The organism is Pseudomonas sp. B10 (assembly GCF_900156235.1).
In the GTDB taxonomy this organism is placed as follows: domain Bacteria; phylum Pseudomonadota; class Gammaproteobacteria; order Pseudomonadales; family Pseudomonadaceae; genus Aquipseudomonas; species Aquipseudomonas siliginis.
This window is the reverse complement of sequence record NZ_LT707063.1, coordinates 3,954,271-3,977,850: the sequence shown is the minus strand read 5'-3', so window position 1 is coordinate 3,977,850 and position 23,580 is coordinate 3,954,271. Positions and strand designations below refer to the sequence as shown.

Sequence of the window (23,580 nt, the reverse complement as noted above, 5' to 3'; positions counted from 1 at the left end):
GGGGCAAAAGGGTGGTCATTGTACACAGCGACACAGAGGCTCACAAATTTGACGACGAACTGTCGCAAATTCATGTCGCATTTGTGAAAGGTTTAAAGCGATCTGCTGTGCTAGTCAAAACTTTTTTAAATTCTGACCGCAACGACTCAAAAACTACTGTGACGCAGACACCACAAGGCACGCGGCCCTTACAGGCGGCGCGCACTCGTGGAGATTTTGAGGTGCCGGGAGAGGCGGCCTGGGTAAGGCCGCCGAATCTTCAGCGAGTTGTTGCCAGTTCCTGTTGGACGCTGGCGACAGTGCGAGGCCAAGGTTTACCAGCCTGAACCTTCGCTGGCAAGGCCTTGATGGCAGAAACGGCCGCATCACGATTGGCAAAGTTGCCGTAGGTGATCACGTAAAGCGGCTTGCCGTTGAGGACTTTCTTGAAATAACGGTACTCGCCGCCCTGCTCCTTGACGAAGTTCTGCGCGGCGGTCTCCGAGCTGGTGCCGAGGATCTGCACGACATAGTTGCTGGTCGGCTGACCGGCGTACCAGCTGCCACCGGCAGCCTTGGCCACGGTAACGGGCTTGTCGGCAGGCTTGGCCGGAGCAGGAGCCGGTTTCGCAGCTGGCGCCGGGGTGGCCGGAGCAGGCTTGGCTGTGGCGATCTGCGTCGGTGCCGGGGTTGGCGCCGGTTTGGCGGCAGGAGTCGGAGCCGGTGTCGGCGCAGGACCGGCCGGAACGCCAGCAGGCGGCGCGGAGGTGGTTACGGTCGGCGGCGTATCGCTGGAGCCTTCCAGCGGCACGCCGTCGTCGCCTTCGGTAATGCCACCGGCAGCTTCTGCCAGCGGGCCACGCATGACCGGCTGCGAGTTGCCGACCAATGGCAGCGGCATCGGCTGGGTGTTGCCGGCGAATTCGACGGACGGGTTGGCGCCGTTCGCTGCGCCCTGACCCAATGGCAATTGCGCCTGTTCATTGGCCGGAGCACCGGTGGTCGGTGCCTTGCTGCGACCCGGCATCAGCCAGGCGGCGGCAACCGCGACCACAACGACGGCGGAAATCGCCAATACGTGTTTCTTCGGCATGTTGAACCCCATACTTGGACGCTTGACCGCGGAGCGGCTGGCAATCATGACTTCGATCAGTGCATCGCGAGCGACCTGGTTGATGTTGCCCGGCCAGCCCTCGGAGCTTTCGTGAATATCAGAGATCTGATCTGCGGTGAAAAGTTCGACACCCCGGCCCGCGCCTTCCAGCCGCTGGTCGAGATATTCGCGGGTCTCTTCTTCGGTGTACGGCTGCAATTCGATGACATGGAAACGCTCTTCTTCGAGCTGCAACGCCTCAAGCTGAGCGATCAGCGACGACTCGCCGAACAGGAACACATGCGGACGACCTTCCGGCGTGCCGGCGCCGAGCGCCATCAACGCTTCCAGCGCGGACTCGTCGAGCTGCTCGGCATCGTCCACCAGCAGATAGACTTCCTGCCCGGTCAGACCCAGTTGCACTACCTGCTCGAGAATCGCGCCGACTTCAGCCTGAGCGACATCCAGCGCCTGCGCCACCTGGCGCAGCACGCCGGCCGCATCACCGGCGCCACGGGCGGAAACCACCACGCTTTGCACCGATTGCTTGTTGGTACTGGCAACGAGCGCCTGCCGCAGCAGGGTCTTGCCGCTGCCTTGCGGGCCGGTGACCACCAGCAGCAACTGGCTGTAGCGCGCTAGGTGATGCAGTTGACCCAGCACCGGTTTGCGCTGGGCCGGGAAGAATTTGAAGCCCGGCACCCGTGGCGCGAACGGGTCGTGACTTAACTGGAAATGGCCGAGAAACGCCTCGTCGGCATGCAAACTAGTCATCGGAATCGTTTTAACCTTTAAGCTGAGCCAGGGCGCGGTAATCCGCTCCCAGCGTGGCCTGTAGAACCTCTTTCGGATAATCGTCGGTCACTACCGCTTCGCCCATCCGGCGCAGCAGCACCAGGCGCAGACGACCGTCGATCACTTTTTTATCAATTGCCATGTGTTGGAGAAAATCGGCTTCGGTCATTTCTGTCGGCGGAACGACCGGCAAGCCGGCGCGCTGGAACAGACGAATGCCACGATCACGCTCCTGCTCGCTGATCCAGCCCAGGCGCGCGGACATTTCCAGCGCCATCACCGTGCCCGCCGCCACCGCCTCGCCATGCAGCCAGACACCATAGCCCATGTGGGTTTCGATGGCGTGGCCGAAGGTGTGGCCGAGGTTGAGCGTAGCGCGGACGCCGGTTTCCTTTTCATCGGCACCGACCACCGCAGCCTTGGCCGCGCAGGAACGCTCGATCGCATAGGTCAGCGCGGTTTGATCCAGCGCGCGCAGGGCGTCGACGTTTTCTTCGAGCCAGGTCAGGAATGGTTCGTCGCAGATCAGGCCGTACTTGATGACTTCCGCCAGGCCCGCCGACAGCTCGCGCTGCGGCAGGGTTTTCAGCGATGCGGTATCGATCAGCACCACGTTCGGCTGATAGAACGCGCCGACCATGTTCTTGCCCAGCGGATGGTTGATGCCGGTCTTGCCGCCGACCGAGGAATCGACCTGCGACAACAGCGTGGTAGGAATCTGGATGAAATCGACACCGCGCTGATAACAGGCGGCCGCGAAACCGGCCATGTCGCCGATCACCCCGCCGCCCAAGGCGATCACGGTGGTGCGGCGGTCATGACGGGCGGTCAGCAGACCATCGAAAATCAGTTGCAGGGTTTCCCAGTTCTTGAAGGCTTCGCCATCAGGCAACACCACCGAGATCACCGAGAACTGCGCAAGGCTGCGGGTCAGACGTTCGAGATAGAGCGGCGCGACGGTTTCGTTGGAGATGATTGCCACCTGCCGCCCATGGATATGCGGCGCCAGCAGTTCCGGCTGATCCAACAGACCTTCGCCAATATGAATCGGGTAGCTGCGCTCGCCTAGATCGACCTTGAGTGTCTGCATGTGTCCCCACAGTGAAGATGGAAGCAGGCATCCTGCCCTGAAATTATTGGTGTTCTGCGGCTCGTAGCGGTATGACGCCGCTCGCCCGGCATCCGCCACACCCTCGGCGGGCGCTGACAGGACGCCGAGGATAGCGCATTTCGGGCAACGCTTTAACGGGGTGGCAGCTGCGCGAGGCGGTCGAGAATGTCGAGCACCACCATGCGTGGCGGCCGCTCGTCGGTTTCCACCACCAGATCGGCAATTTCCCGATAAAGCGGATCACGGATCTCGAGCAGGTCGCGCAGGGTTTTCGCCGGATCGGCGGTACGCAGCAGCGGCCGATTGCGGTCGCGGGAGGTGCGGCCGACCTGCTGCTCGACGGAGGCGTGCAGATACACCACGCGCCCGCCTTCATGCAGGGCCTTGCGATTGGCATCACGCATCACTGCGCCGCCGCCGGTCGCCAGCACCACGCCATCGAACGCGCACAGCTCGGCGATCATCGCCTGCTCACGGTCACGAAAGCCGGGCTCGCCTTCCTTGTCGAAGATCCATGGGATATTGGCACCCGTGCGCAGCTCAATTTCCTTGTCGGAATCCTTGAACGGCAGGCGCAGCTCTTTGGCCAGCAATCGGCCGATGGTGCTTTTGCCAGCACCCATCGGTCCTACAAGTATCAAATTTCGCACAGAATCAACGACTCACAGCAATCGCCTGGTTATTCATGATACGCGGAGTGAGAAATACCAGCAGCTCGGATTTTTTCTCCGAAACCACATCACGCCGGAAAAGGCGGCCAAGATACGGCACATCGCCAAGAAATGGCACCTTATCTACGACCTTGCTCTGAGTATTTGAAAAAACACCGCCGATTACGATGGTCTCGCCGTCATTTACCAGCACTTTGGCGTTGACCTCGTTTTTCTTGATCGGCGGCACATCCTGCACTTTGTTCAGGTAGTCGGGCTCATCCTTGGTGACCTTGACCTCCATGATGATGCGGTTGTCCGGGGTGATCTGCGGGGTGACTTCCAGTGACAGCGAAGCCTCCTTGAACGACACCGAGGTCGCGCCGCTGGAGCTGGCTTCCTGATAGGGAATCTCGGTGCCTTTGAGGATCTTCGCGGTTTCCTTGTCCGAGGTAACCACCTTCGGCTGCGAGACGATTTCACCGTTGCCGGTCTTTTCCATCGCCGTCAGTTCGAGATCCAGCAGCACGTTGTCGGTGATGAAAGCAATGCCGATCCCCGAAGTGTTATTGACCGTGCCCATGTCGACGAACGGCGAGTTGGTGCCGGTGCTGCCCGGCGTACCGATAGTGCTCGACGAACCGTTGACCCCGGAGGCGTTCCAGTTGCCCTTGTTCTGCACCGAACCGCCCCAGCGCACGCCCAGGCTCTTGTCGTAATCGACGTTGGCCTCAACGATGCGCGCCTCGATCATCACCTGGCGCACCGGAATATCCAGCTGCGCGACGATCCGCCGGAGTTCGTCGAGGCGATCCTGGGTCTGGTAGGCAATGATGTTGTTGGTTCGCTCATCGACAGTAATCGAACCGCGCTCGTCGACCTTGGCCTCGGCGCTGGTCACCGACTGGAACAGCTTGGCGATGTCCGCTGCCTTGGCGTAATTGACTTGCAGCAGCTCACGACGCAGGGGCGCCAGCTCGGCGATCTGCTTCTGCGATTCCAGCTCCTGGCGCTCGCGGGCGGCAATTTCATCGGCCGGCGCGACCAGCAGCACATTGCCGATCTTGCGCTTGTCCAGGCCCTTGGTTTTCAGCACCAGATCCAGCGCCTGATCCCACGGCACGTTCTGCAGGCGCAAAGTGATACCGCCCTGCACCGTATCGCTTGCTACGAGGTTGAGGTTGGTGAAGTCCGCGATCAGTTGCAGCACCGAGCGCACGTCGATGTCCTGAAAATTCAGCGAGAGCTTGTCGCCGACATAGGCCTGACGGTCGGCGTTGCGCTTTTGCAGGTCGTCGATGCTCATCGGCCGCACGCTCACGGTGAGCTTGTTTTCGGTCTGAAACGTGGAGTAGTCGAAGGTGCCGCTGGGCTCGACACTGATCACGGTGCGATCGCCGGTGAGCGCTGCGTTGACGAACTGCACCGGCGTGGCGAAGTCCTTGACGTCCAGGCGCACACGCAGTTTTTCCGGCAATTGCGTGCGGGCGAAGCTGAGGATGATCTTGCCATCGTGCTCCTGGATATCCGGGGCGATGGTCGGATCAGAGAGGTCGATGACTACGTTGCCCTCGCCCTCGGTGCCGCGCTGGAAATCGACGCCGCGAATCGCCCTGCTGCGTTGCGCGGCTGGTCTGGCAGGTGCCGCAGCGGCCGTGGCGGCCGTGGCGGCCGGGCGCGGCGCAGTCGCGGAAGCGCCCTGACCGACCACCACAAACAGATTATTGCCCTCGACCCGCGTGCTGTAAGGCGCCAACTGCGTCAGGCTGACAATCAGCCGGGTGCGATCCTTGGCTTCGGCCACCGTTGCGGTACGCGCGTTGCCGCTGCCTAGATCAAGATTTCTGTTGGCCAACTGGCTGGTCACGCCCGGCAGATCCAGTGCAATGCGTGCCGGTGACTCGGTTGTGTAGCCCTTGGGCTGTGGTGGCGGGCCGTCGAATGACAGCTTCAGTTCGACGCGGTCACCCGGCAGCGCGGCAACATCCAGCGCTTTCAGACTGGCCGCCATTACCATCGGTGACACCAGCGCTATCCATAGCGAAAAACCGAGGGTGGAGAAAATCCTGTTCATTGTTCGACTTCCACTATGAGTGCTCTTTCAAAGGAATGGTGCGCGGCCGCTCCAGCCAGGCGCCGGCGCCGTCGGGCACGATCTCCACGACATCGACCTGGGTAGGGCTGATGGCGACGATGCGGCCGTCGTTGCGGCCCAGGTAGTCGCCAACCTTGAGACGATGCACCCCGCCTGCGCCGCGCAGCAGCGCGAACGAGCCCGAGGCATTGGCGATCGTGCCGACCATTTCGAACTGCTCGATGTTGAACCCTTCAAGATATTGCTTGACCCGGTTAGGGTCGGGTTTGACGTTGCGCGAGCCGTGCTTCTGCCCGGCCAGATCGACCCGCGCCTGCCGCGAAAACGGGCTGCGCAGGTTGGCGGCGCTGTAAGTGAATGTGGGGTAAGACCGGAATGTCGGCGTTGGTTCAATCTTGCCCGCCGGACGCAGGCGCACTTCGTTGAGGTAAGCGTCGAGGTCGCTGAAGTCATCACCGCCACCGCAACCGCTCAACGCCAGCACCATGGGCAGGACGAGATAACGAATCGGGGTCATTTCTCCAGCCCCTTGTCGTTATAGCGATACGTCTTGGCAAGAATACTCATGCGCAGCTTCGTCCCGCCCTCGGGATTGGCCGGCGCCAGTTCGAAATCGTGCAGAGTGACAATTCGCGGCAGGCCGGCGACGCCGCTGACGAAGGTCGCGAGGTCGTGATAGGCACCGGTCACGGTGATCTGGATCGGCAGTTCGATGTAGAACGGCTGGGTCACTTCCGGCAGCAGCTTGATTTCCTCGAATTCCAGGCCGCTGCCCAGACCAGTACGGGTGATGTCTTCGAGCAGGCCCGGCACTTCAGTGTCGCTGGGCAATTGCCGCAGCAGCACGCCGAAGGTGTTTTCCATTTCCTTCATTTGCTGGGTATAGAGCTCAAGGTTCGCCGACAGCCGCGCCTTGCTGGCGAATTGTTCCTTGAGGGTGATTTCTTCTTCGCGCTTGAGGTCGAGCTGATTTTCCATGTCGCTGATGAAGAAGTAATAGCCAAGCGCGAGGATCAACACCATCACCAGCACACCGCACAGGGTTTTCACGGCCGGCGGCCAGGAGCCGATGTTGCTGGTGTCGAGGTCATTGAAATCGATGTTGCGCAGGCTTTGCAGCCACTCGGAGGCGTTCATTGCTCGTCCTCCACAACCTTGGGCTGGGTCTGACGAACGGTCAGCTGGAAGACGTTGGCCTGTTCGACCTGATCGGCGCTGGTGGCCTTGACCTCATTCAGGCTCGGCGCGTCGAACCAGTCGGACGCGTCGAGATTGCGCATCAGCTCGGAGACCCGGTTGTTCGACTCCGCCGCGCCACTGATGGACAGGGTCTTGCCGGCCATTTTCACATCGGTGAAATACACGCCGTCCGGCAACGTGCGTGCCAACTGATCGAAGATTCGCCCGCTGATCTGCCGGTTGCCCTGCAGGTCCTGGATGATGCGCATGCGCTCGACCAATTGCTGGCGGCGCGCCTTGAGCTCGCTGATCTGCTTGATGCGTTCGTCGACCACGGCAATCTGTTTGCCGATGTAATCGTTGCGCGCCATTTGCCGCTCGATGGCCGCAGTGATGATCTGGTCAGCAATCAGCACCGCGCCGATCGAGCCGGCCAGCACGCCGATCAGGACCAGCAGAAAGCGCTTGCGCCGTTCTTCGCGGCGCTCCTCGCGCCAGGGGAGAAGGTTGATCCGCGCCATCAGTCGAAACTCCTGAGCGCGAGCCCGCAGGCAATCATCAAGGCTGGCGCGTCGCTGGCCAGCGCTCCTGCGTTGACCTTACTGCCCAAGGCCATGTCGGCGAAGGGGTTGGCGACCTGCGTCGGCGTGTCCAGCCGCTGTTCGATCAGACGGTCCAGGCCGGGCACCGAGGCGGTGCCGCCGGCCAGCAGGATATGGTCGACCGCGTTGTACTGGCCGGAGGCGAAGAAGAACTGCAGCGAACGCGAGACTTGCTGCACCAGCGCCTCGCGAAATGGCTGCAAGACCTCGCTGACGTAATCGTCAGGCAGCCCGCCCTGCTTTTTCGCCAGGCCCGCCTGTTCGACCGTGAGGCCGTAGCGGCGCTGGATCTCCTCGGTGAGCTGGCGTCCGCCGAACAATTGCTCGCGGGTATAGATGATCTTGCCGTTGTGCAGGACGCTGAGAGTGGTCATGGTCGCGCCGATGTCGACCACTGCCACGGTCAGGCGCTCCTGGGAGGCCGCCAGATGCGTCGCCAGCAGACCGAACGAGCGCTCGAGGGCGTAGGCCTCGACATCCACCACCCGCGCGGTAAGGCCGGCGAGCGCCAGCGCCGCTTCACGCACCTCGACGTTTTCCTTGCGACAGGCGGCAAGCAGCACGTTGACCCGATCCGGGTTGCGCGGCGAGACGCCCTGGACTTCAAAGTCGATGGCGACTTCATCCAGCGGATAGGGAATGTATTGGTCGGCCTCGATCTTGAGCTGGTTTTCCAGCTCGTCGTCGGACAGCCCGGCGTCCATCTCGATGACCTTGGTGATCACCGCAGAACCGGCCACCGCCACCGCCACGCTCTTGACCCCGGTTCGCGCCTTCACCAGCAACCGGCTCAGCGCCTGGCCGACGCCTTCGAGGTCGGCGATGTTCTTTTCGACCACGGCGTTCGCCGGCAACGGCTCCACCGCATAGGCCTCGACCCGGTAGCGCTCGCCCTGACGGCTCAGTTCCAGCAGCTTCACCGACGTGGAGCTGATGTCGATCCCCAGTAACGCATTGGTCTTTTTATTGAAGAGTCCCAGCACTACCAATTCCCTATGACTTTCCGTGAGTTACGGACTCTGTAATACGCATTGCGTTCCTTCACCCCCGTCTTGACAGAAGCGCCAATGACGCCCCCGACGGAAAAGTGCTTATAATGCCCAGCGATTTTTTCCGCTTTTTACTGCCCGCGCGGATGGCTCTGTGTGTAACCGCAGCCCCGTGCCAAATTCATTCTTTGCCCTGGATGTCCAAAAGCCTTGATTCGTCTGCTGAAATTTTTCGGTTGGTCCATCGTCGCCGTTTTCTGCGGACTGCTCTTAGGTCTCAGCGGCGCCTTTCTTTACCTTAGTCCGGGTTTGCCGTCTGTGGAGGCGCTGAGAAGCATTCAGTTGCAGATTCCTCTGCGCGTCTACAGCAGCGACAACAAGTTGATCGCAGAATTTGGCGAAATGCGCCGTACTCCGATCCGTTTCGCCGACATTCCGCCCAATTTCATCAATGCGTTACTAAGTGCTGAAGACGACAATTTTGCCAATCACTATGGCGTCGATCCGAGCAGCCTGATGCGCGCGGCAACGCAACTGGTCAAGAGCGGACATATTCAGTCCGGTGGCAGCACCATCACCATGCAGGTGGCGAAGAACTTCTTCCTTACCAGCGAGCGCAGCTTCTCGCGTAAAACCACGGAAATTCTCCTCGCCTTGCAGATCGAGCGACAGCTGACCAAGGACGAGATCCTTGAGCTGTACGTCAACAAGATCTACTTGGGCAACCGCGCCTACGGTATCGAGGCGGCGGCGCAGGTGTATTACGGAAAATCGATCCGTGACATCAGCCTCGCGCAGATGGCGATGATCGCCGGTCTGCCAAAAGCACCGTCGCGCTTCAACCCGCTGGCCAACCCGGCACGCAGCAAAGAACGCCGCGACTGGATCCTCGGGCGTATGTACAAGCTGGGCAAGATCAGCGAAGCCGACTACACCGCGGCGATCAACGAGCCATTGAACGCCAGCTATCACGTACCGACCCCGGAAGTGAACGCACCGTACATCGCTGAAATGGCCCGTGCCGAAATGGTCGGCCGTTATGGCAGCGACGCCTACACCGAAGGTTTCCGCGTCACCACCACAGTGCCGAGCAATCTGCAGGAAATGGCCAACACCGCGCTGCACGAAGGCTTGATGACCTACGACCAGCGCCATGGCTACCGTGGCCCCGAGTCGCGCTTGCCGGGCAAGACCCGCGAAGCCTGGGCCAGCGAACTGACCAAGCAGCGCACCATCAGCAGCCTCGAACCTGCGATCGTCACCCAGGTCGATAAAACCGGCCTGCAGGTGTTGACCCGCACCGGTGAAGAGCACGTAGCTTGGGACACGATGAAATGGGCGCGACCGTTCCTCAACACCAACAGCATGGGCGCCAACCCGCGCCAGCCGTCGGATGTCGCGCAGGTCGGTGATCTGATCCGCGTACAGCGCCAGACCGACAATTCGCTGAAATTCAGCCAGATTCCCCAGGCTCAGGGCGCACTGGTGTCGCTGGATCCGCAGAATGGTGCGATCCGTTCGCTGGTGGGTGGCTTCGCTTTCGAGCAGAGCAACTACAACCGCGCCATGCAGGCCAAGCGTCAGCCGGGTTCGAGCTTCAAGCCATTCGTTTACAGCGCCGCGCTGGATAACGGCTACACCGCTGCCAGCCTGGTCAACGATGCGCCGATCGTGTTCGTCGACGAGTACCTGGACAAGGTCTGGCGGCCGAAGAACGACACCAACACCTTCCTCGGCCCGATCCGCCTGCGTGAAGCGCTGTACAAGTCGCGCAACCTGGTGTCGATCCGCCTGTTGCAGGCCATGGGCGTGGGCAAGACCATCGATTACATCACTCGCTTCGGCTTCAACAAGCAGGACCTGCCGCCGAACCTGTCGCTGGCACTCGGCACCGCAACGCTGACACCAATGGAAATCGCCACTGGCTGGAGCACCTTTGCCAACGGCGGCTACAAGATCACCCCGTATATCATCGACAAGATCGAAAGCCGTAACGGCGACACGCTGTTCGTCGCCAACCCGCCGACCGTGCCACAGGGTGGTTCCGCGACCGACGGTATCGCTGCGCCAGCCACCGAGTCGTTCACGGTCAACGCCACACCAGTTGCCGGTGAAGCGCCCGGCAATCCGGCAGTGCCGCAAGCGCCGGCCGTGGCCGAGCGGATTGTCGATGGACGTACCACCTACATCCTCAACAGCATGCTGCAGGACGTAATCAAACTCGGCACCGGCCGCCGTGCACTGGCCATGGGCCGCAGCGACATCGCCGGCAAGACCGGTACCACCAACGAATCGAAAGATGCCTGGTTCTCCGGTTACAACGCTGATTACGTCACCACGGTATGGACCGGTTTCGACCAGCCGGAAAGCCTCGGTCGCCGTGAGTTCGGCGGCACCGTGGCGCTGCCGATCTGGATGAATTACATGTCGGCCGCGCTGAAAGACAAGCCGCCGCATGTGCAGCCTGAGCCAGAAGGCTTGCTCAGCCTGCGGGTGGATCCGGTCAGCGGACGTGCAGCAACGCCGAGCACACCGGGGGCGTACTTCGAACTGTTCAAGGCCGAAGACACACCGCCATCGGTGAACGAGCTGGGCAACGGCGCCGTGCCAGGCAGCCCGCTGCCGGCGGATGAACAGGCGCCAATCGATCTGTTCTAGGGGAGCAGCTGCAAGCGCCAAGCTACAAGCGGCAAGCAAAAGCGCGAACGATGCACGCTTGTAGCTTGCAGCTTGCAGCCCATAAAAAAACCCAGCACCAGGCTGGGTTTTTTTATGGGCGGCTGCTTTTAACCGTTGAACACGTCATCCACGCTTTTCAGCGGGTAGTTCTTCGGATACGGCAGGGTGGCCACGCCGGTCTCGATCGCGGCCTTGGCCACGGCGTCGGAGATCAGGGTGATCAGGCGCTTGTCCATTGGCTTCGGAATGATGTACTCACGGCCGAATTCCAGCGGAGCGCCACCGTAGGCATCGCACACGTCCTGTGGAACAGGCAGTTTGGCCAGTTCGCGCAGGGCGTTGGCGGCGGCGACTTTCATTTCTTCGTTGATGCGCTTGGCGCGAACGTCCAGGGCACCACGGAAGATGAACGGGAAGCCGAGTACGTTGTTGACCTGGTTCGGGTAGTCCGAACGGCCGGTAGCCATGATCACGTCGCTGCGGGTTGCGTGCGCCAGTTCCGGGGAGATTTCCGGATCCGGGTTGGAGCAGGCGAAGACGATCGGGTTGGCCGCCATCGACAGCAGGCCTTCGGCGCTCAGCAGGTTCGGACCGGACAGACCGACGAATACGTCAGCGCCTGCCAGTGCGTCTGCCAGGGTGCGCTTCTCGGTAGCGTGGGCGAACACGGCTTTGTACTGGTTCAGGTCGTCACGGCCGGAGTGGATCACGCCGGTACGGTCAACCATGAAGATGTTTTCGATGCGAGCGCCCATGCTCACCAGCAGTTTCATGCAGGAGATGGCGGCAGCACCGGCGCCGAGGCAGACAATCTTTGCTTCCGGCAGGGTTTTGCCCGCGATTTCCAGGGCGTTGATCATACCGGCAGCGGTCACGATCGCGGTGCCGTGCTGGTCATCGTGGAACACCGGAATATCGCACTGCTCGATCAGAGCGCGTTCGATCTCAAAGCACTCAGGCGCCTTGATGTCTTCCAGGTTGATGCCACCGAAGGTGATGGAGATGCGCTTGACGGTGTCGATGAAGGCCTGCGGGCTTTCGGAGTCGACTTCGATGTCGAATACGTCGATGCCGGCGAAACGCTTGAACAGTACGCCTTTGCCTTCCATTACAGGCTTGGAAGCCAACGGGCCGAGGTTACCCAGACCCAGAATCGCGGTGCCGTCGGAAATGACTGCCACCAGGTTGCCCTTGCCGGTGTATTTGTAGGCCAGTTCAGGATCGCGAGCGATCTCGCGCACTGGTTCAGCTACGCCGGGGCTGTAGGCCAGCGACAGGTCGCGGGCGGTAGCAGTGGCCTTGGTGAGCTCGACACTCAGCTTCCCCGGACGAGGATTGGCGTGGTATTCGAGAGCGGCAGTTTTCAGATCAGACATTTTGGCATTCCGCTTTTTTACTGTTGGACAGACTGGTCAGCGAGGATACGCGCCTCGCAAAGTCCCCACAAGACTGGGCAGTCACCGCTGTCAAGCGCCCTGCCTTACGACTTTGGGCCAAGAGCCACGGCGCACAAGGGCTGGACTGTTCACAATCAATCGGAAAAATGTCTACAATTTTTCTTCAGCGCGGTACGTGCAGCATCGAAGGATCGGTCAACGGCAGCAACCAGCGCGCCTGACCTTTTTGCAGACCACCTCGCCGGGATCGGTCAACCACCCAGCCACGCGCCTCGATCTGCCTGCCTTTCAATGCTTGCAAACCAGCACTGTCAAATTGTCCGAGCAGATTGGGTGCAACCCGCAATACAAGCGTGTCCTGCAACTCGATCCAGATTCCGCCGCGATTGCGCTGCACCTTGTTCACCCGACCGCTGACTACGGCAAAGCCCGAACGCTGGATCTCCTGCGCGTTCTGCACCGGCGATTGCCGCCAGAGACCAAGCCCGGCCTGTCGAGCGCTGCGTTCGGCGGCCTGCTGGCAGGCGACCAGGTCGACATTCGGCGCGACCGCAACGTGAAAACCCAGGCCATCGGCAAGCATCTGCGCTTCGAGATTCACTCCGCTGACGCTGTAAACATGCGCGAGCGTACGCCCGTAATGGTCTTTCGCCTGCCTGCCGGGCCGCAGACCGACCCGGCCGCCGCTGTCATCCACCAGCGCTTGCAGGCGTTTGCGCGCCGCCACGGCGAACGGTTCGTCGCTGCGGCCCTGCTTGCCCAGTTCCGGCGTATTGAGGCCGATCATGCGCACATTGCGCCCGTCGCTCAGGCGCAGGGTGTCGCCATCGACCACCCGCTGCACGGAGACGCTGGTCAGCCCTGCGGGTGTCGGGCAGAACGCCTGGGCGGCGGACAGCCAAATCGCAGACACAAAAAAGGCGCCCGCAAGGGACGCCTTTTTCATCAGTCTGGAGCAGTCGAAGCGACCTTCCAAAATGATCAGCCTCAGGCTTTTTTGCCGACGCCGAAAGTAGCGAAACGGTCTGCGAACTTCTGCACACGGCCGCCGGTGTCCAGAGTCTTCTGCTTACCGGTGTAGAACGGGTGGCATTCGTTGCAAACGTCGATCGACAGGGCTTTGCCGTAGGTCGAACGAGTTTCGAACTTGTTACCGCAGCTGCAGGTAACAGCAATTTCCGGGTAGTTCGGATGGATTTCGGCTTTCATGGTGTCTTCCTCAGGCTAGCGTGCCGCCACCCAACACTATTGTTGAATACCGCACGTAATTAGGCCGCGGATTCTACCAGACCTTTTCAATCGCGCAAGCTGTCACCGAGACCGACCGTCTGCTAGGCTCCCGGCCTTGAACGCACTTCCCTGTGGGAGCGAGCCTGCTCGCGAAGACGCCATGGCAGTCGACACATGTGTCGCCTGACCCACCGCCTTCGCGAGCAGGCTCGCTCCCACAGGTCATGCATATCCGATCATTTTGCGTATCGAGATCCCCCCGCGTGCCCGACGCCATTCTGCGCCTTGCCCTGCCTTCGCCTTTGCGCCGCCTGTTCGATTACCGGGCGCCGGCCGGGGTGCGGCGTGAGCAATTGCAGCCGGGCATGCGCCTGCGGGTGCCGTTCGGCCGGCGCGAGATGATCGGCATTCTGGTCGAGATCACCGACACCAGCGAAGTGCCGGCAGAAAAACTCAAACCGGCACTGGCCCTCCTCGACTCGACTTCACCGCTGCCGCCGGCGCTGTTCAAGCTGTGCCTGTGGACGGCGCAGTATTATCAGCACAGCCTCGGCGACACCTTGAACTGGGCCTTGCCGGTGCTGCTGCGTCAGGGCGAGCTGGCCGAGGCCCGACAGGAACGCTTCTGGTCGATTGCCCCCGGCGCCAGCGTTGACGACCCGCGAGTGGCCCGTGCGCCACGCCAGCGCGAGGCGCTGACCACGCTGGCCCAGCATATTCACGGCGTCGCCCATCAGTTGTTGAGCAAACTGATGCTGAGCAAGGACAGCCTCGATCTGCTGCTGGCCAAAGGGCTGGTGCAGGTCGAGATCCGTCGCCACGCCCCCGGCGCTCGCCATGAACACTGGCTGGCGCAACCGGAGCTGCCGCTCAACAGCGAACAACGCGCGGCGTATGAAGCGATTCGCGCCGGTTTCGACAGTTATCACGCGTTTCTGTTGGCCGGCGTCACCGGCAGCGGCAAGACCGAAGTCTATCTGCAGCTGATCCGCGAGACCCTCGAAGCAGGCAAGCAAGCCTTGGTGCTGATTCCGGAGATCAATCTCGGCCCGCAAACCCTGGCGCGTTTCGAACAGCGCTTCAATGCGCGGATCGCCCTGCTGCACTCGGCGGTGAATGATCGCGAACGCCTGGAAGCCTGGCTCGCCGCCCGAGATGGCGAGGCCGATATTATTATCGGCACACGCTCGGCACTGTTCACGCCAATGAAAAATCCCGGGCTGATCATCATCGATGAAGAACACGACGGTTCCTATAAACAGCAGGAAGGTCTGCGCTACCACGCTCGCGATCTGGCGCTGGTACGCGCACGGCAGGAAAACATCCCGATCGTGCTCGGCTCCGCCACGCCGTCGCTGGAAAGCCTGCATAACGCTTACACCGGTCGCTATGGCCTGCTGCGCCTGAACGAGCGCGCCGGCGGCGCCAAGCAACCGCGCTTCCTGCGTCTGGACGTCAAAAGCCGTCCGCTCGACAGCGGTATTTCCGGGCCGATGCAGCAAGCCATCGGCCAGACCCTCGCCAACGGCCAGCAGGTGCTGGTGTTCCTCAACCGGCGCGGCTTTGCTCCGACGCTGCTCTGCCACGATTGCGGCTGGATGTCGGAGTGCTCGCGCTGCGATGCGCGCATGACCGTGCATCAACGTTACGGCGAGTTGCGCTGCCACCACTGCGGCAACGTCGAGCGCACGCCGCGCCAGTGCCCGAAGTGCAGCAAGGTCGATCTGCGCCCGGTCGGTGCTGGTACCGAACGCGCCGAAGAACGCTTGGCGATTCTGTTCCCGGATTACCCGGTACTGCGCGTCGATCGCGACAGTACATCGCGCAAGGACGCGATGAATCAGCTGTTCGCGACAATCCAGAAAGGCCAGCCGTGCATTCTGGTCGGCACGCAGATGTTGGCCAAAGGGCACCATTTCCCACGGGTGACGCTGGTGTCGATTCTGGATGCCGACGGCGGCCTGTTCTCCGGCGACTTCCGCGCCAGCGAGCGCATGGCGCAACTGATCGTGCAGGTCGCCGGGCGCGCCGGGCGGGCTGAGGAACCGGGCAGGGTGATCATCCAGACGCATTTGGCCGACCACCCTTTATTGGTGCAACTGACCGAGCAGGGTTATTTCGCCTTCGCCGAACAAGCCTTGAGCGAACGCCGCGCCGCCGGGTTGCCGCCGTTCGCCCATCTGGCGCTGTTGCGTGCCGAAGCGCACAAACCGGGTCAGGCGGAAGGTTTTCTCGATGAAGCGTGCAGCGAGGCCGAACGCTTGCTGGCCGAATTGAATCTGAGCGGCATCGAATTGCTCGGGCCGGTGCCGGCACCGATGGAGCGCCGCGCCGGGCGTTATCGCGCCCAGCTGTTGTTACAGGCGACCGCGCGGGCACCGCTGCACCGCTTGCTGGCGAGCTGGATGCTGGTGCTGGAGCAGATGCCGAGTGGGCGGGCGGTGCGCTGGTCGCTGGATGTTGATCCGGTGGATCTGTATTGAGCTGAAGATCGCTTTCGCGAGCAGGCTCGCTCCCACAGTGGATCAGCGCCGTACATACCTTGTGTGTCCTGCGCAAAACCTTGTGGGAGCGAGCCTGCTCGCGAAAGCGGACTTTTTGTCACCACATATCCACATCCTGCCTGCTAAGGTTGGCAAGCCCGTCTTCGCAACGGATAATGCCCAGTTTTTCCACCCGCGCATCGATGCGCCCGCCGCGCTTGCGGTCGAAAGAGAAGACCATGAAAGACACCATTCGCCAGCTGATCCAGCAAGCCCTCACCCAACTCGTCAACGAAGGTGTGTTGCCTGAAGGCCTGACGCCGGCGATCCAGGTGGAGAACGCCCGCGACAAGACCCACGGCGACTTCGCCAGCAACATCGCCATGATGCTGGCCAAGCCTGCCGGCATGAAGCCGCGCGATCTGGCGGAGAAAATCATCGCCGCCCTGCCCGCTGACGAGAACGTCACCAAGGCCGAAATCGCCGGCCCGGGCTTCATCAATTTCTTCCAGAACACCCAGGCACTGGCCTCGCGCCTCGACGCCGCACTGGCCGACGCCCATGTCGGCGTGCGCAAGGCCGGCCCGGCGCAACGCACCGTGGTCGACCTGTCGGCGCCGAACCTGGCCAAAGAGATGCACGTCGGCCACTTGCGCTCGACCATCATCGGCGACGGCGTGGCCCGCGTGCTTGAGTTTCTCGGCGACGAAGTGATCCGCCAGAACCACGTCGGCGACTGGGGCACCCAGTTCGGCATGCTGATGGCGTATCTGCAGGAAAACCCGATCACCAGCGACGAATTGTCCGATCTGGAAAACTTCTACCGTGCGGCCAAGCAGCGTTTCGACGAGTCCGAAGAATTCGCCGATCGCGCCCGTGGCCTGGTGGTCAAGTTGCAGGCTGGCGATGCTGAATGCCTGGCGCTGTGGACCAAGTTCAAGGACATCTCGCTGTCGCACTGCCAGAAGATCTATGAACTGCTCAACGTCAAACTGACCATGGCCGATGTCATGGGCGAAAGCGCCTACAACGACGACCTGATCAATGTGGTCAACGACCTGAAAGCAGCGGGCATGCTGGTCGAGAGCAACGGCGCCCAGTGCGTGTTCCTCGACGAGTTCAAGAACGCCGATGGCGACCCGCTGCCGGTGATCATCGTCAAGGCCGACGGCGGTTACCTGTACGCCACCACTGACCTTGCCGCCGTGCGCTACCGCAGCGGCAAGCTCAAGGCTGATCGCGCGCTGTATTTCGTCGACCAGCGTCAGGCCCTGCACTTTCAGCAGGTCTTCGCGGTGGCGCGCAAGGCCGGTTTCGTCACCCATCCGATGGAAATGGAGCACATGGGTTTCGGTACCATGAACGGCGCCGATGGCCGTCCGTTCAAGACCCGTGATGGCGGCACCGTGAAGCTGATCGACCTGCTCACCGAAGCCCAGGAACGTGCCTACAACCTGGTGAAAGAGAAGAACCCGACCCTGGCCGAAGACGAGTTACGCAACATCGCCAAGGTCGTCGGCATCGGCGCGGTGAAATACGCCGACCTGTCCAAGCATCGCACCAGCGACTACAGCTTCAACTTCGACCTGATGCTCAACTTCGAAGGCAACACCGCGCCATACCTGCTGTACGCCTACACCCGCGTGGCCGGTGTGTTCCGCAAACTGGGCAAGGACTTCAGCGAAGTCGACGGCCAGATCGTCCTCGAAGCGGCGCACGAGCAGGAGCTGGCGGCGAAGCTGGCGCAGTTCGGCGAAGTGCTGAACAACGTGGCTGAAAAAGGCACGCCGCACATTCTCTGCACCTACCTGTACGATGTCGCCGGCCTGTTCTCCAGCTTCTACGAGAACTGCCCGATCCTCGCCGCCGACACCCCGGCGCAGATGCAGAGCCGTCTGCGTCTGGCCGCACTGACCGGTCGCACCCTCAAGCAAGGCCTGGAGCTGTTGGGTCTGGAAACTCTGGAGCGTATGTAAGTTGGCTGCCAAGAAAAAACCTGCACCCAAACGCGGCGCCAGCCGCTATCAGGCCCCGGCGAAACAACCGATTCCGGGCTGGCTGTGGATGGCCATCGGCCTGACCGTCGGCGCGTTCATCGTGTTTCTGATGAAACTGGAACCGGGCAAGGGCAGCGACACGGTCAAGCGCGAGAAAGTCGAACAGCAGCAGAAAGCGTCGAAGATCGCCGAGGCCAACAAGACCCCGCCGAGCCCGACGCAACCGGTGAAGCCGAAGTACGACTTCTACACCCTGCTGCCGGAATCGGAAGTGATCGTGCCGCCGGACGCGGTGCCGGAAAAGACCCTGCCGACGCCGCAAGTGCCGGCCGTCCCGACCACGCCGGTAACCCCGGCCGAAGCGGCGAAGATCGACACCGCGCGCGCACAGGCAGCTCTGGCGGGGATCACGCCGCCGCCAGCGCCACCGGTGAGCAAGGCCGCGCCAGTGACCAAGTTCTTCCTCCAGGCCGGTTCGTTCCGCAAGGAAACCGATGCTGACAAGGTACGTGCGCAGATCATTCTGCTCGGCCAAGCCGTGTCGGTGGAGTCCGGCACGGTCAAGGATGAAACCTGGTATCGCGTGCTGGTCGGCCCGTTCAGCAACCGTGAACAACTGACCACGGCGCAGAAACAACTGGCTGGTGCCGGCTTCAGCAACCTGTTGTTACAACAACGCCAGAGCCGCTGACTCATTGGCGATCGTTCCCACGCTCCGCGTGGGAATGCCTCAAGGGACGCTCTGCGTCCCCGGCAGCGAAGGGACGCGGAGCGTCCCGGGCTGCATTCCCACGCGGAGCGTGGGAACGATCAGTTGGCAGACACCGCTCGTCCTCTCACCTGCACCAAGGTTGAAATCCCCTCCAGCACCCCCATATGAATGGGCATAAGGCATTTTCGCCCCGCTGCGTGGAGACTCTTCCCTTGACCACCATCGTTTCAGTCCGCCGCCACGGCAAAGTCGTCATGGGCGGCGACGGCCAGGTTTCTCTCGGCAACACCGTGATGAAAGGCAACGCCAAAAAAGTCCGTCGCCTGTACCACGGCCAGGTCATCGCCGGCTTCGCCGGTGCCACTGCCGACGCCTTCACCCTGTTCGAACGTTTCGAAGGCCAGCTCGAGAAACATCAGGGCCACCTGATCCGCGCCGCCGTCGAACTCGCCAAGGAATGGCGCACCGACCGCTCCCTGAGCCGCCTCGAGGCGATGCTCGCGGTTGCCAACAAGGATGCCTCGCTGATCATCACCGGCAACGGTGACGTAGTCGAACCCGAAGATGGCCTGATCGCCATGGGTTCCGGCGGCGCTTACGCGCAAGCCGCCGCCAGCGCCCTGCTGAAAAAGACCGACCTGTCGGCGCGCGAGATCGTCGAAACCGCTCTCGGCATCGCCGGCGACATCTGTGTATTCACCAACCACACCCAGACCATTGAGGAGCAGGATCTCGCTGAGTAAGCCTGTTGCGGCCCGTGTGCCACGGCTTGTTTCTGCTTGAGGACCGTCAATTACTATGTCCATGACTCCCCGCGAAATCGTCCACGAACTCAACCGCCACATCATCGGCCAGGACGATGCCAAGCGCGCCGTCGCGATTGCCCTGCGCAACCGCTGGCGCCGCATGCAGCTGCCTGAAGAGCTGCGCGTTGAGGTGACCCCGAAGAACATCCTGTTGATCGGCCCGACCGGTGTCGGTAAAACCGAGATCGCCCGTCGCCTGGCGAAACTGGCCAATGCGCCGTTCATCAAGGTCGAAGCGACCAAATTCACCGAGGTCGGCTACGTCGGCCGTGACGTCGAGTCGATCATCCGTGATCTGGCCGATGCCGCGATCAAGATGCTCCGCGAACAGGAAATGACCCGCGTACGCCACCGCGCCGAAGACGCCGCCGAGGATCGCATCCTCGACGCGTTGCTGCCGCCGGCACGCATGGGCTTCAGCAACGAAGAAGCGCCGAGCTCCGATTCCAACACGCGTCAGCTGTTCCGCAAGCGCCTGCGCGAAGGCCAGCTGGACGACAAAGAAATCGAGATCGAAGTCGCCGAAGTCTCCGGCATCGAAATCGCCACGCCGCCAGGCATGGAAGAGATGACCAACCAGCTGCAATCGCTGTTTGCCAACATGGGCAAGGGCAAGAAGAAGTCGCGCAAGCTCAAGGTCAAGGAAGCGCTGAAACTGGTGCGTGATGAAGAAGCCGGGCGTCTGGTCAACGAAGAAGAGCTGAAGGCCAAGGCGCTGGAAGCGGTCGAGCAGCACGGTATCGTCTTCATCGACGAGATCGACAAGGTCGCCAAGCGCGGCAATGTCGGCGGCGCCGATGTCTCCCGCGAAGGCGTACAGCGCGACCTGCTGCCGCTGATCGAAGGCTGCACCGTTAATACCAAACTGGGCATGGTCAAGACTGACCACATCCTGTTCATCGCCTCCGGTGCGTTCCACCTGAGCAAGCCGAGTGATCTGGTGCCGGAGCTGCAAGGCCGTCTACCGATCCGCGTCGAGCTCAAGGCGCTGAGCCCGGAAGACTTCGAACGCATCCTCAGCGAACCGCATGCATCGCTGACCGAGCAATACTGCGCGCTGCTGAAAACCGAAGGCCTGAACATCCAGTTCCAGCCCGAAGGCATCAAGCGTCTGGCGGAGATCGCCTGGCAGGTCAACGAGAAAACCGAGAACATCGGTGCCCGTCGCCTGCACACCCTGCTCGAGCGCCTGCTCGAAGAGGTGTCGTTCAGCGCCGGCGACCTGGCCAGCGCCCACGATGACAAGGCGATTCTGATCGACGCCGAATACGTCAACAGCCACCTCGGCGAATTGGCGCAGAACGAAGATCTGTCCCGCTACATTCTGTAGAGCGGCAAGCTACAAGCTACAAGCGGCAAGCTGAGTTAAGCTTGCAACTTGTAGCTTGCAGCTGAAGGCTGTTTTTCATGATTCCCACCGACATCAAACTGCACAAAGCCTCGAAAACCCTGACGCTCACTTACGCGTCAGGCGAGGAATTCACCCTGCCCGCCGAGTTCCTGCGCGTGCACTCTCCCTCCGCCGAGGTCCAGGGCCACGGCAAACCGATCCTGCAATTCGGCAAGCTCAACGTGGGTCTGAGCAAGCTGGAACCGGCTGGCAACTATGCACTGAAACTGACCTTCGACGACGGTCATGACAGCGGCCTGTTCACCTGGGAATACCTCTACGAACTCGGCAAGCGCCAGAACGAACTCTGGGACGATTATCTTGCCGAGCTGCGCGCTGCCGGAAAATCCCGCGATCCGAACGAGTCGTTCGTCAAGCTGATGCTCTAGGCCGTGGCTCTCGCTCTTTAGAGGGCATTTTCTAACTTCATCTGTTTGAATGCTCCGCGCATATGGCCCCGGATCGGCCGCTTGCGAAAAAAATTAAACTCGGGTAACCAATGGAGCTGGCAAGTTCCCTGCAGTGCTCTACGACTGTAAAGCAGCTATGCAGAATCAACGGTCACCCGAGCAGTAGTACCCGGCATTGGCTGTGGAAGCGACAGCGTGAAACCGGGTACTCGTCTCAGGACAATGGAGCGTCGTAGATGAGTGACAAGAATAACGATGACCTGAAGTACCAAGCCTCGGAAAACACTCTGGGGCTTAACCCCGTCGTCGGGCTGCGCGGAAAGGATCTGCTGGCCTCTGCTCGGATGGTGCTGAAACAGGCCATCAGACAACCGATTCACAGCGTCAGGCACGTGACCCATTTCGGCCTCGAGCTGAAGAACGTGCTGCTGGGTAAATCCGCGCTGCAACCGGCCGGTGACGACCGCCGTTTTGCCGACCCGGCGTGGAGCCAGAACCCGCTGTACAAACGTTATCTGCAAACCTATCTGGCCTGGCGCAAGGAACTGCATGCCTGGATCGATGACAGCAGCCTGTCCGCCAAGGACATCGCTCGCGGGCATTTCGTCATCAACCTGATGACCGAAGCCATGGCGCCGACCAACACGGCGGCCAACCCGGCGGCGGTCAAACGCTTCTTCGAAACCGGCGGCAAAAGCCTGCTCGATGGTCTCTCGCATCTGGCCAAGGACCTGGTGCACAACGGCGGCATGCCGAGCCAGGTCAACATGGGCGCGTTCGAAGTCGGCAAGAGCCTCGGCGTCACCGAAGGTGCTGTGGTGTTTCGCAATGATGTGCTGGAGCTGATCCAGTACCGGCCGATCACCGAGCAGGTCCACGAGCGCCCACTGCTGGTAGTGCCGCCGCAGATCAACAAGTTCTACGTTTTCGACTTGAGTCCGGACAAAAGCCTGGCGCGCTTCTGCCTGCGTAACAATGTGCCGACCTTCATCATCAGCTGGCGCAACCCGACCAAGGCCCAGCGTGAGTGGGGTCTGTCGACGTATATCGAAGCGCTGAAGGAAGCGGTCGACGTAGTCACCGCGATCACCGGCAGCAAAGACGTCAACATGCTCGGCGCCTGCTCCGGCGGCATCACCTGCACCGCCCTGCTCGGCCACTACGCCGCGCTCGGCGAGAACAAGGTCAACGCCCTCACCCTGCTGGTCAGCGTGCTCGACACCACCCTGGACAGCGACGTCGCCCTGTTCGTCGATGAGCAGACCCTGGAGACCGCCAAACGCCACTCCTACCAGGCCGGCGTGCTCGAAGGCAAAGACATGGCCAAGGTCTTCGCCTGGATGCGCCCCAACGATCTGATCTGGAACTACTGGGTCAACAACTACCTGCTCGGCAACGAGCCGCCGGTGTTCGACATCCTGTTCTGGAACAACGACACCACCCGCCTGCCCGCCGCGTTCCACGGCGACCTGATCGAGATGTTCAAAAACAATCCACTGATCCGCCCCAATGCACTGGAAGTGTGCGGCACGCCGATCGACCTCAAACAGGTGACTGCCGACATCTTCTCGCTGGCCGGCACCAACGATCACATCACGCCGTGGAAGTCCTGCTACAAGTCGGCGCAGCTGTTCGGCGGCAAAGTTGAATTCGTGCTGTCGAGCAGCGGCCATATCCAGAGCATCCTCAACCCGCCGGGCAACCCGAAATCGCGCTACATGACCAGCGAAGAGATGGCGGCGACTGCCGATGACTGGCAGGAAAACTCGACCAAGCACACCGATTCCTGGTGGCTGTACTGGCAGGCATGGCTGGCCGAGCGCTCGGGCAACCTGAAAAAGGCCCCGACGAAACTGGGCAACAAAGCGTACCCGGCAGGCGAGGCTTCGCCGGGCACTTACGTTCACGAGCGGTAACTGACACCACCCATTGTGGGAGAGGGCCTTGTGGCGAGGGGATTTATCCCCGTTGGGTTGCGAAGCG

The 23,580-nt window shown here is 61.5% G+C and carries 20 protein-coding genes; 8 read left to right on the top strand and 12 right to left on the bottom strand.

The features are described from left to right. Positions 1-259: 259 nt before the first annotated feature. The 8 genes from BXA01_RS18075 to BXA01_RS18040 form a co-directional block, all read right to left on the bottom strand. A complete protein-coding gene (locus BXA01_RS18075) occupies positions 260-1,846 on the bottom strand; it encodes an AAA family ATPase (protein WP_056787348.1) in 1,587 nt (528 codons plus the stop codon). Positions 1,847-1,856: 10 nt separating this feature from the next. Then, a complete protein-coding gene (gene aroB / locus BXA01_RS18070; protein ID WP_024011271.1) occupies positions 1,857-2,957 on the bottom strand; it encodes a 3-dehydroquinate synthase in 1,101 nt (366 codons plus the stop codon). Positions 2,958-3,109: 152 nt separating this feature from the next. After that, positions 3,110-3,628 carry a shikimate kinase AroK gene (gene aroK / locus BXA01_RS18065; protein WP_024011270.1) on the bottom strand — a complete coding sequence of 173 codons (519 nt, stop codon included), beginning with the start codon at positions 3,626-3,628 and terminating at the stop codon, positions 3,110-3,112. A gap of 4 nt (positions 3,629-3,632) precedes the next feature. After that, a complete protein-coding gene (gene pilQ / locus BXA01_RS18060; protein WP_076565236.1) occupies positions 3,633-5,702 on the bottom strand; it encodes a type IV pilus secretin PilQ in 2,070 nt (689 codons plus the stop codon). Positions 5,703-5,715: 13 nt separating this feature from the next. Next, entirely contained in the window at positions 5,716-6,240 is a 525-nt protein-coding gene (locus BXA01_RS18055) for a pilus assembly protein PilP (RefSeq protein WP_071174144.1), read from the bottom strand. Then, complete coding sequence (pilO, locus tag BXA01_RS18050; protein WP_076565234.1) at positions 6,237-6,860, bottom strand: type 4a pilus biogenesis protein PilO; 624 nt, start codon at positions 6,858-6,860, stop codon at positions 6,237-6,239. The genes BXA01_RS18055 and pilO overlap by 4 nt, the downstream gene beginning before the upstream one ends. Beyond that, a complete protein-coding gene (locus BXA01_RS18045; RefSeq protein ID WP_016772051.1) occupies positions 6,857-7,423 on the bottom strand; it encodes a PilN domain-containing protein in 567 nt (188 codons plus the stop codon). Before BXA01_RS18045 ends, pilO begins: the two co-directional genes overlap by 4 nt. Next, positions 7,423-8,487, bottom strand: coding sequence for a pilus assembly protein PilM (locus BXA01_RS18040; protein WP_056787331.1), 1,065 nt, complete (start codon positions 8,485-8,487; stop codon positions 7,423-7,425). The genes BXA01_RS18045 and BXA01_RS18040 overlap by 1 nt, the downstream gene beginning before the upstream one ends. 219 nt (positions 8,488-8,706) lie before the next feature. On the opposite strand from BXA01_RS18040, the gene BXA01_RS18035 reads away from it, so the two are divergent. Then, on the top strand, positions 8,707-11,151 hold the full coding sequence (locus BXA01_RS18035; protein WP_437180902.1) for a penicillin-binding protein 1A: 2,445 nt from the start codon (positions 8,707-8,709) through the stop codon (positions 11,149-11,151). A gap of 128 nt (positions 11,152-11,279) precedes the next feature. Here the strand turns inward: BXA01_RS18035 and BXA01_RS18030 are convergent, their stop codons facing one another. The 3 genes from BXA01_RS18030 to rpmE all read right to left on the bottom strand — a co-directional run bounded on the left by BXA01_RS18030 (position 11,280) and on the right by rpmE (position 13,778). Beyond that, entirely contained in the window at positions 11,280-12,548 is a 1,269-nt protein-coding gene (locus tag BXA01_RS18030) for a malic enzyme-like NAD(P)-binding protein (RefSeq protein ID WP_016772053.1), read from the bottom strand. A 184-nt stretch (positions 12,549-12,732) separates the two neighbouring features. Next, positions 12,733-13,515: a thermonuclease family protein gene (locus BXA01_RS18025; protein ID WP_076565231.1), complete on the bottom strand. Its 783-nt coding sequence runs from the start codon at positions 13,513-13,515 to the stop codon at positions 12,733-12,735. Between the two features lie 41 nt (positions 13,516-13,556). After that, entirely contained in the window at positions 13,557-13,778 is a 222-nt protein-coding gene (gene rpmE / locus BXA01_RS18020; RefSeq protein ID WP_076565230.1) for a 50S ribosomal protein L31, read from the bottom strand. A gap of 284 nt (positions 13,779-14,062) precedes the next feature. Here rpmE and BXA01_RS18015 point away from each other — a divergent pair, with 284 nt between their 5' ends. Further along, complete coding sequence (locus BXA01_RS18015) at positions 14,063-16,282, top strand: primosomal protein N' (protein WP_076565228.1); 2,220 nt, start codon at positions 14,063-14,065, stop codon at positions 16,280-16,282. A gap of 118 nt (positions 16,283-16,400) precedes the next feature. Here BXA01_RS18015 and BXA01_RS27420 read toward each other — a convergent pair whose 3' ends face one another. After that, complete coding sequence (locus tag BXA01_RS27420) at positions 16,401-16,523, bottom strand: hypothetical protein (protein WP_016772057.1); 123 nt, start codon at positions 16,521-16,523, stop codon at positions 16,401-16,403. Here BXA01_RS27420 and argS point away from each other — a divergent pair. The 6 genes from argS (at position 16,522) to phaC (ending at position 23,513) form a co-directional block, all read left to right on the top strand. Further along, positions 16,522-18,258 (top strand): arginine--tRNA ligase, encoded by a 1,737-nt coding sequence (argS, locus tag BXA01_RS18010; RefSeq protein ID WP_041477563.1) that lies wholly within the window; start codon positions 16,522-16,524, stop codon positions 18,256-18,258. The genes BXA01_RS27420 and argS overlap by 2 nt on opposite strands. Position 18,259: 1 nt before the next feature. Next, positions 18,260-18,970: an SPOR domain-containing protein gene (locus tag BXA01_RS18005; protein ID WP_076565226.1), complete on the top strand. Its 711-nt coding sequence runs from the start codon at positions 18,260-18,262 to the stop codon at positions 18,968-18,970. 233 nt (positions 18,971-19,203) lie between these two features. Further along, positions 19,204-19,734 (top strand): ATP-dependent protease subunit HslV, encoded by a 531-nt coding sequence (gene hslV / locus BXA01_RS18000; RefSeq protein ID WP_007968352.1) that lies wholly within the window; start codon positions 19,204-19,206, stop codon positions 19,732-19,734. A 55-nt stretch (positions 19,735-19,789) separates the two neighbouring features. Beyond that, positions 19,790-21,127 carry an ATP-dependent protease ATPase subunit HslU gene (gene hslU / locus BXA01_RS17995; protein ID WP_076565225.1) on the top strand — a complete coding sequence of 446 codons (1,338 nt, stop codon included), beginning with the start codon at positions 19,790-19,792 and terminating at the stop codon, positions 21,125-21,127. A gap of 77 nt (positions 21,128-21,204) precedes the next feature. Next, on the top strand, positions 21,205-21,576 hold the full coding sequence (locus tag BXA01_RS17990) for a gamma-butyrobetaine hydroxylase-like domain-containing protein (protein WP_041477560.1): 372 nt from the start codon (positions 21,205-21,207) through the stop codon (positions 21,574-21,576). 257 nt (positions 21,577-21,833) lie between these two features. Further along, positions 21,834-23,513 carry a class II poly(R)-hydroxyalkanoic acid synthase gene (gene phaC / locus BXA01_RS17985; protein WP_076565222.1) on the top strand — a complete coding sequence of 560 codons (1,680 nt, stop codon included), beginning with the start codon at positions 21,834-21,836 and terminating at the stop codon, positions 23,511-23,513. The last annotated feature ends 67 nt before the right edge of the window (positions 23,514-23,580 follow it).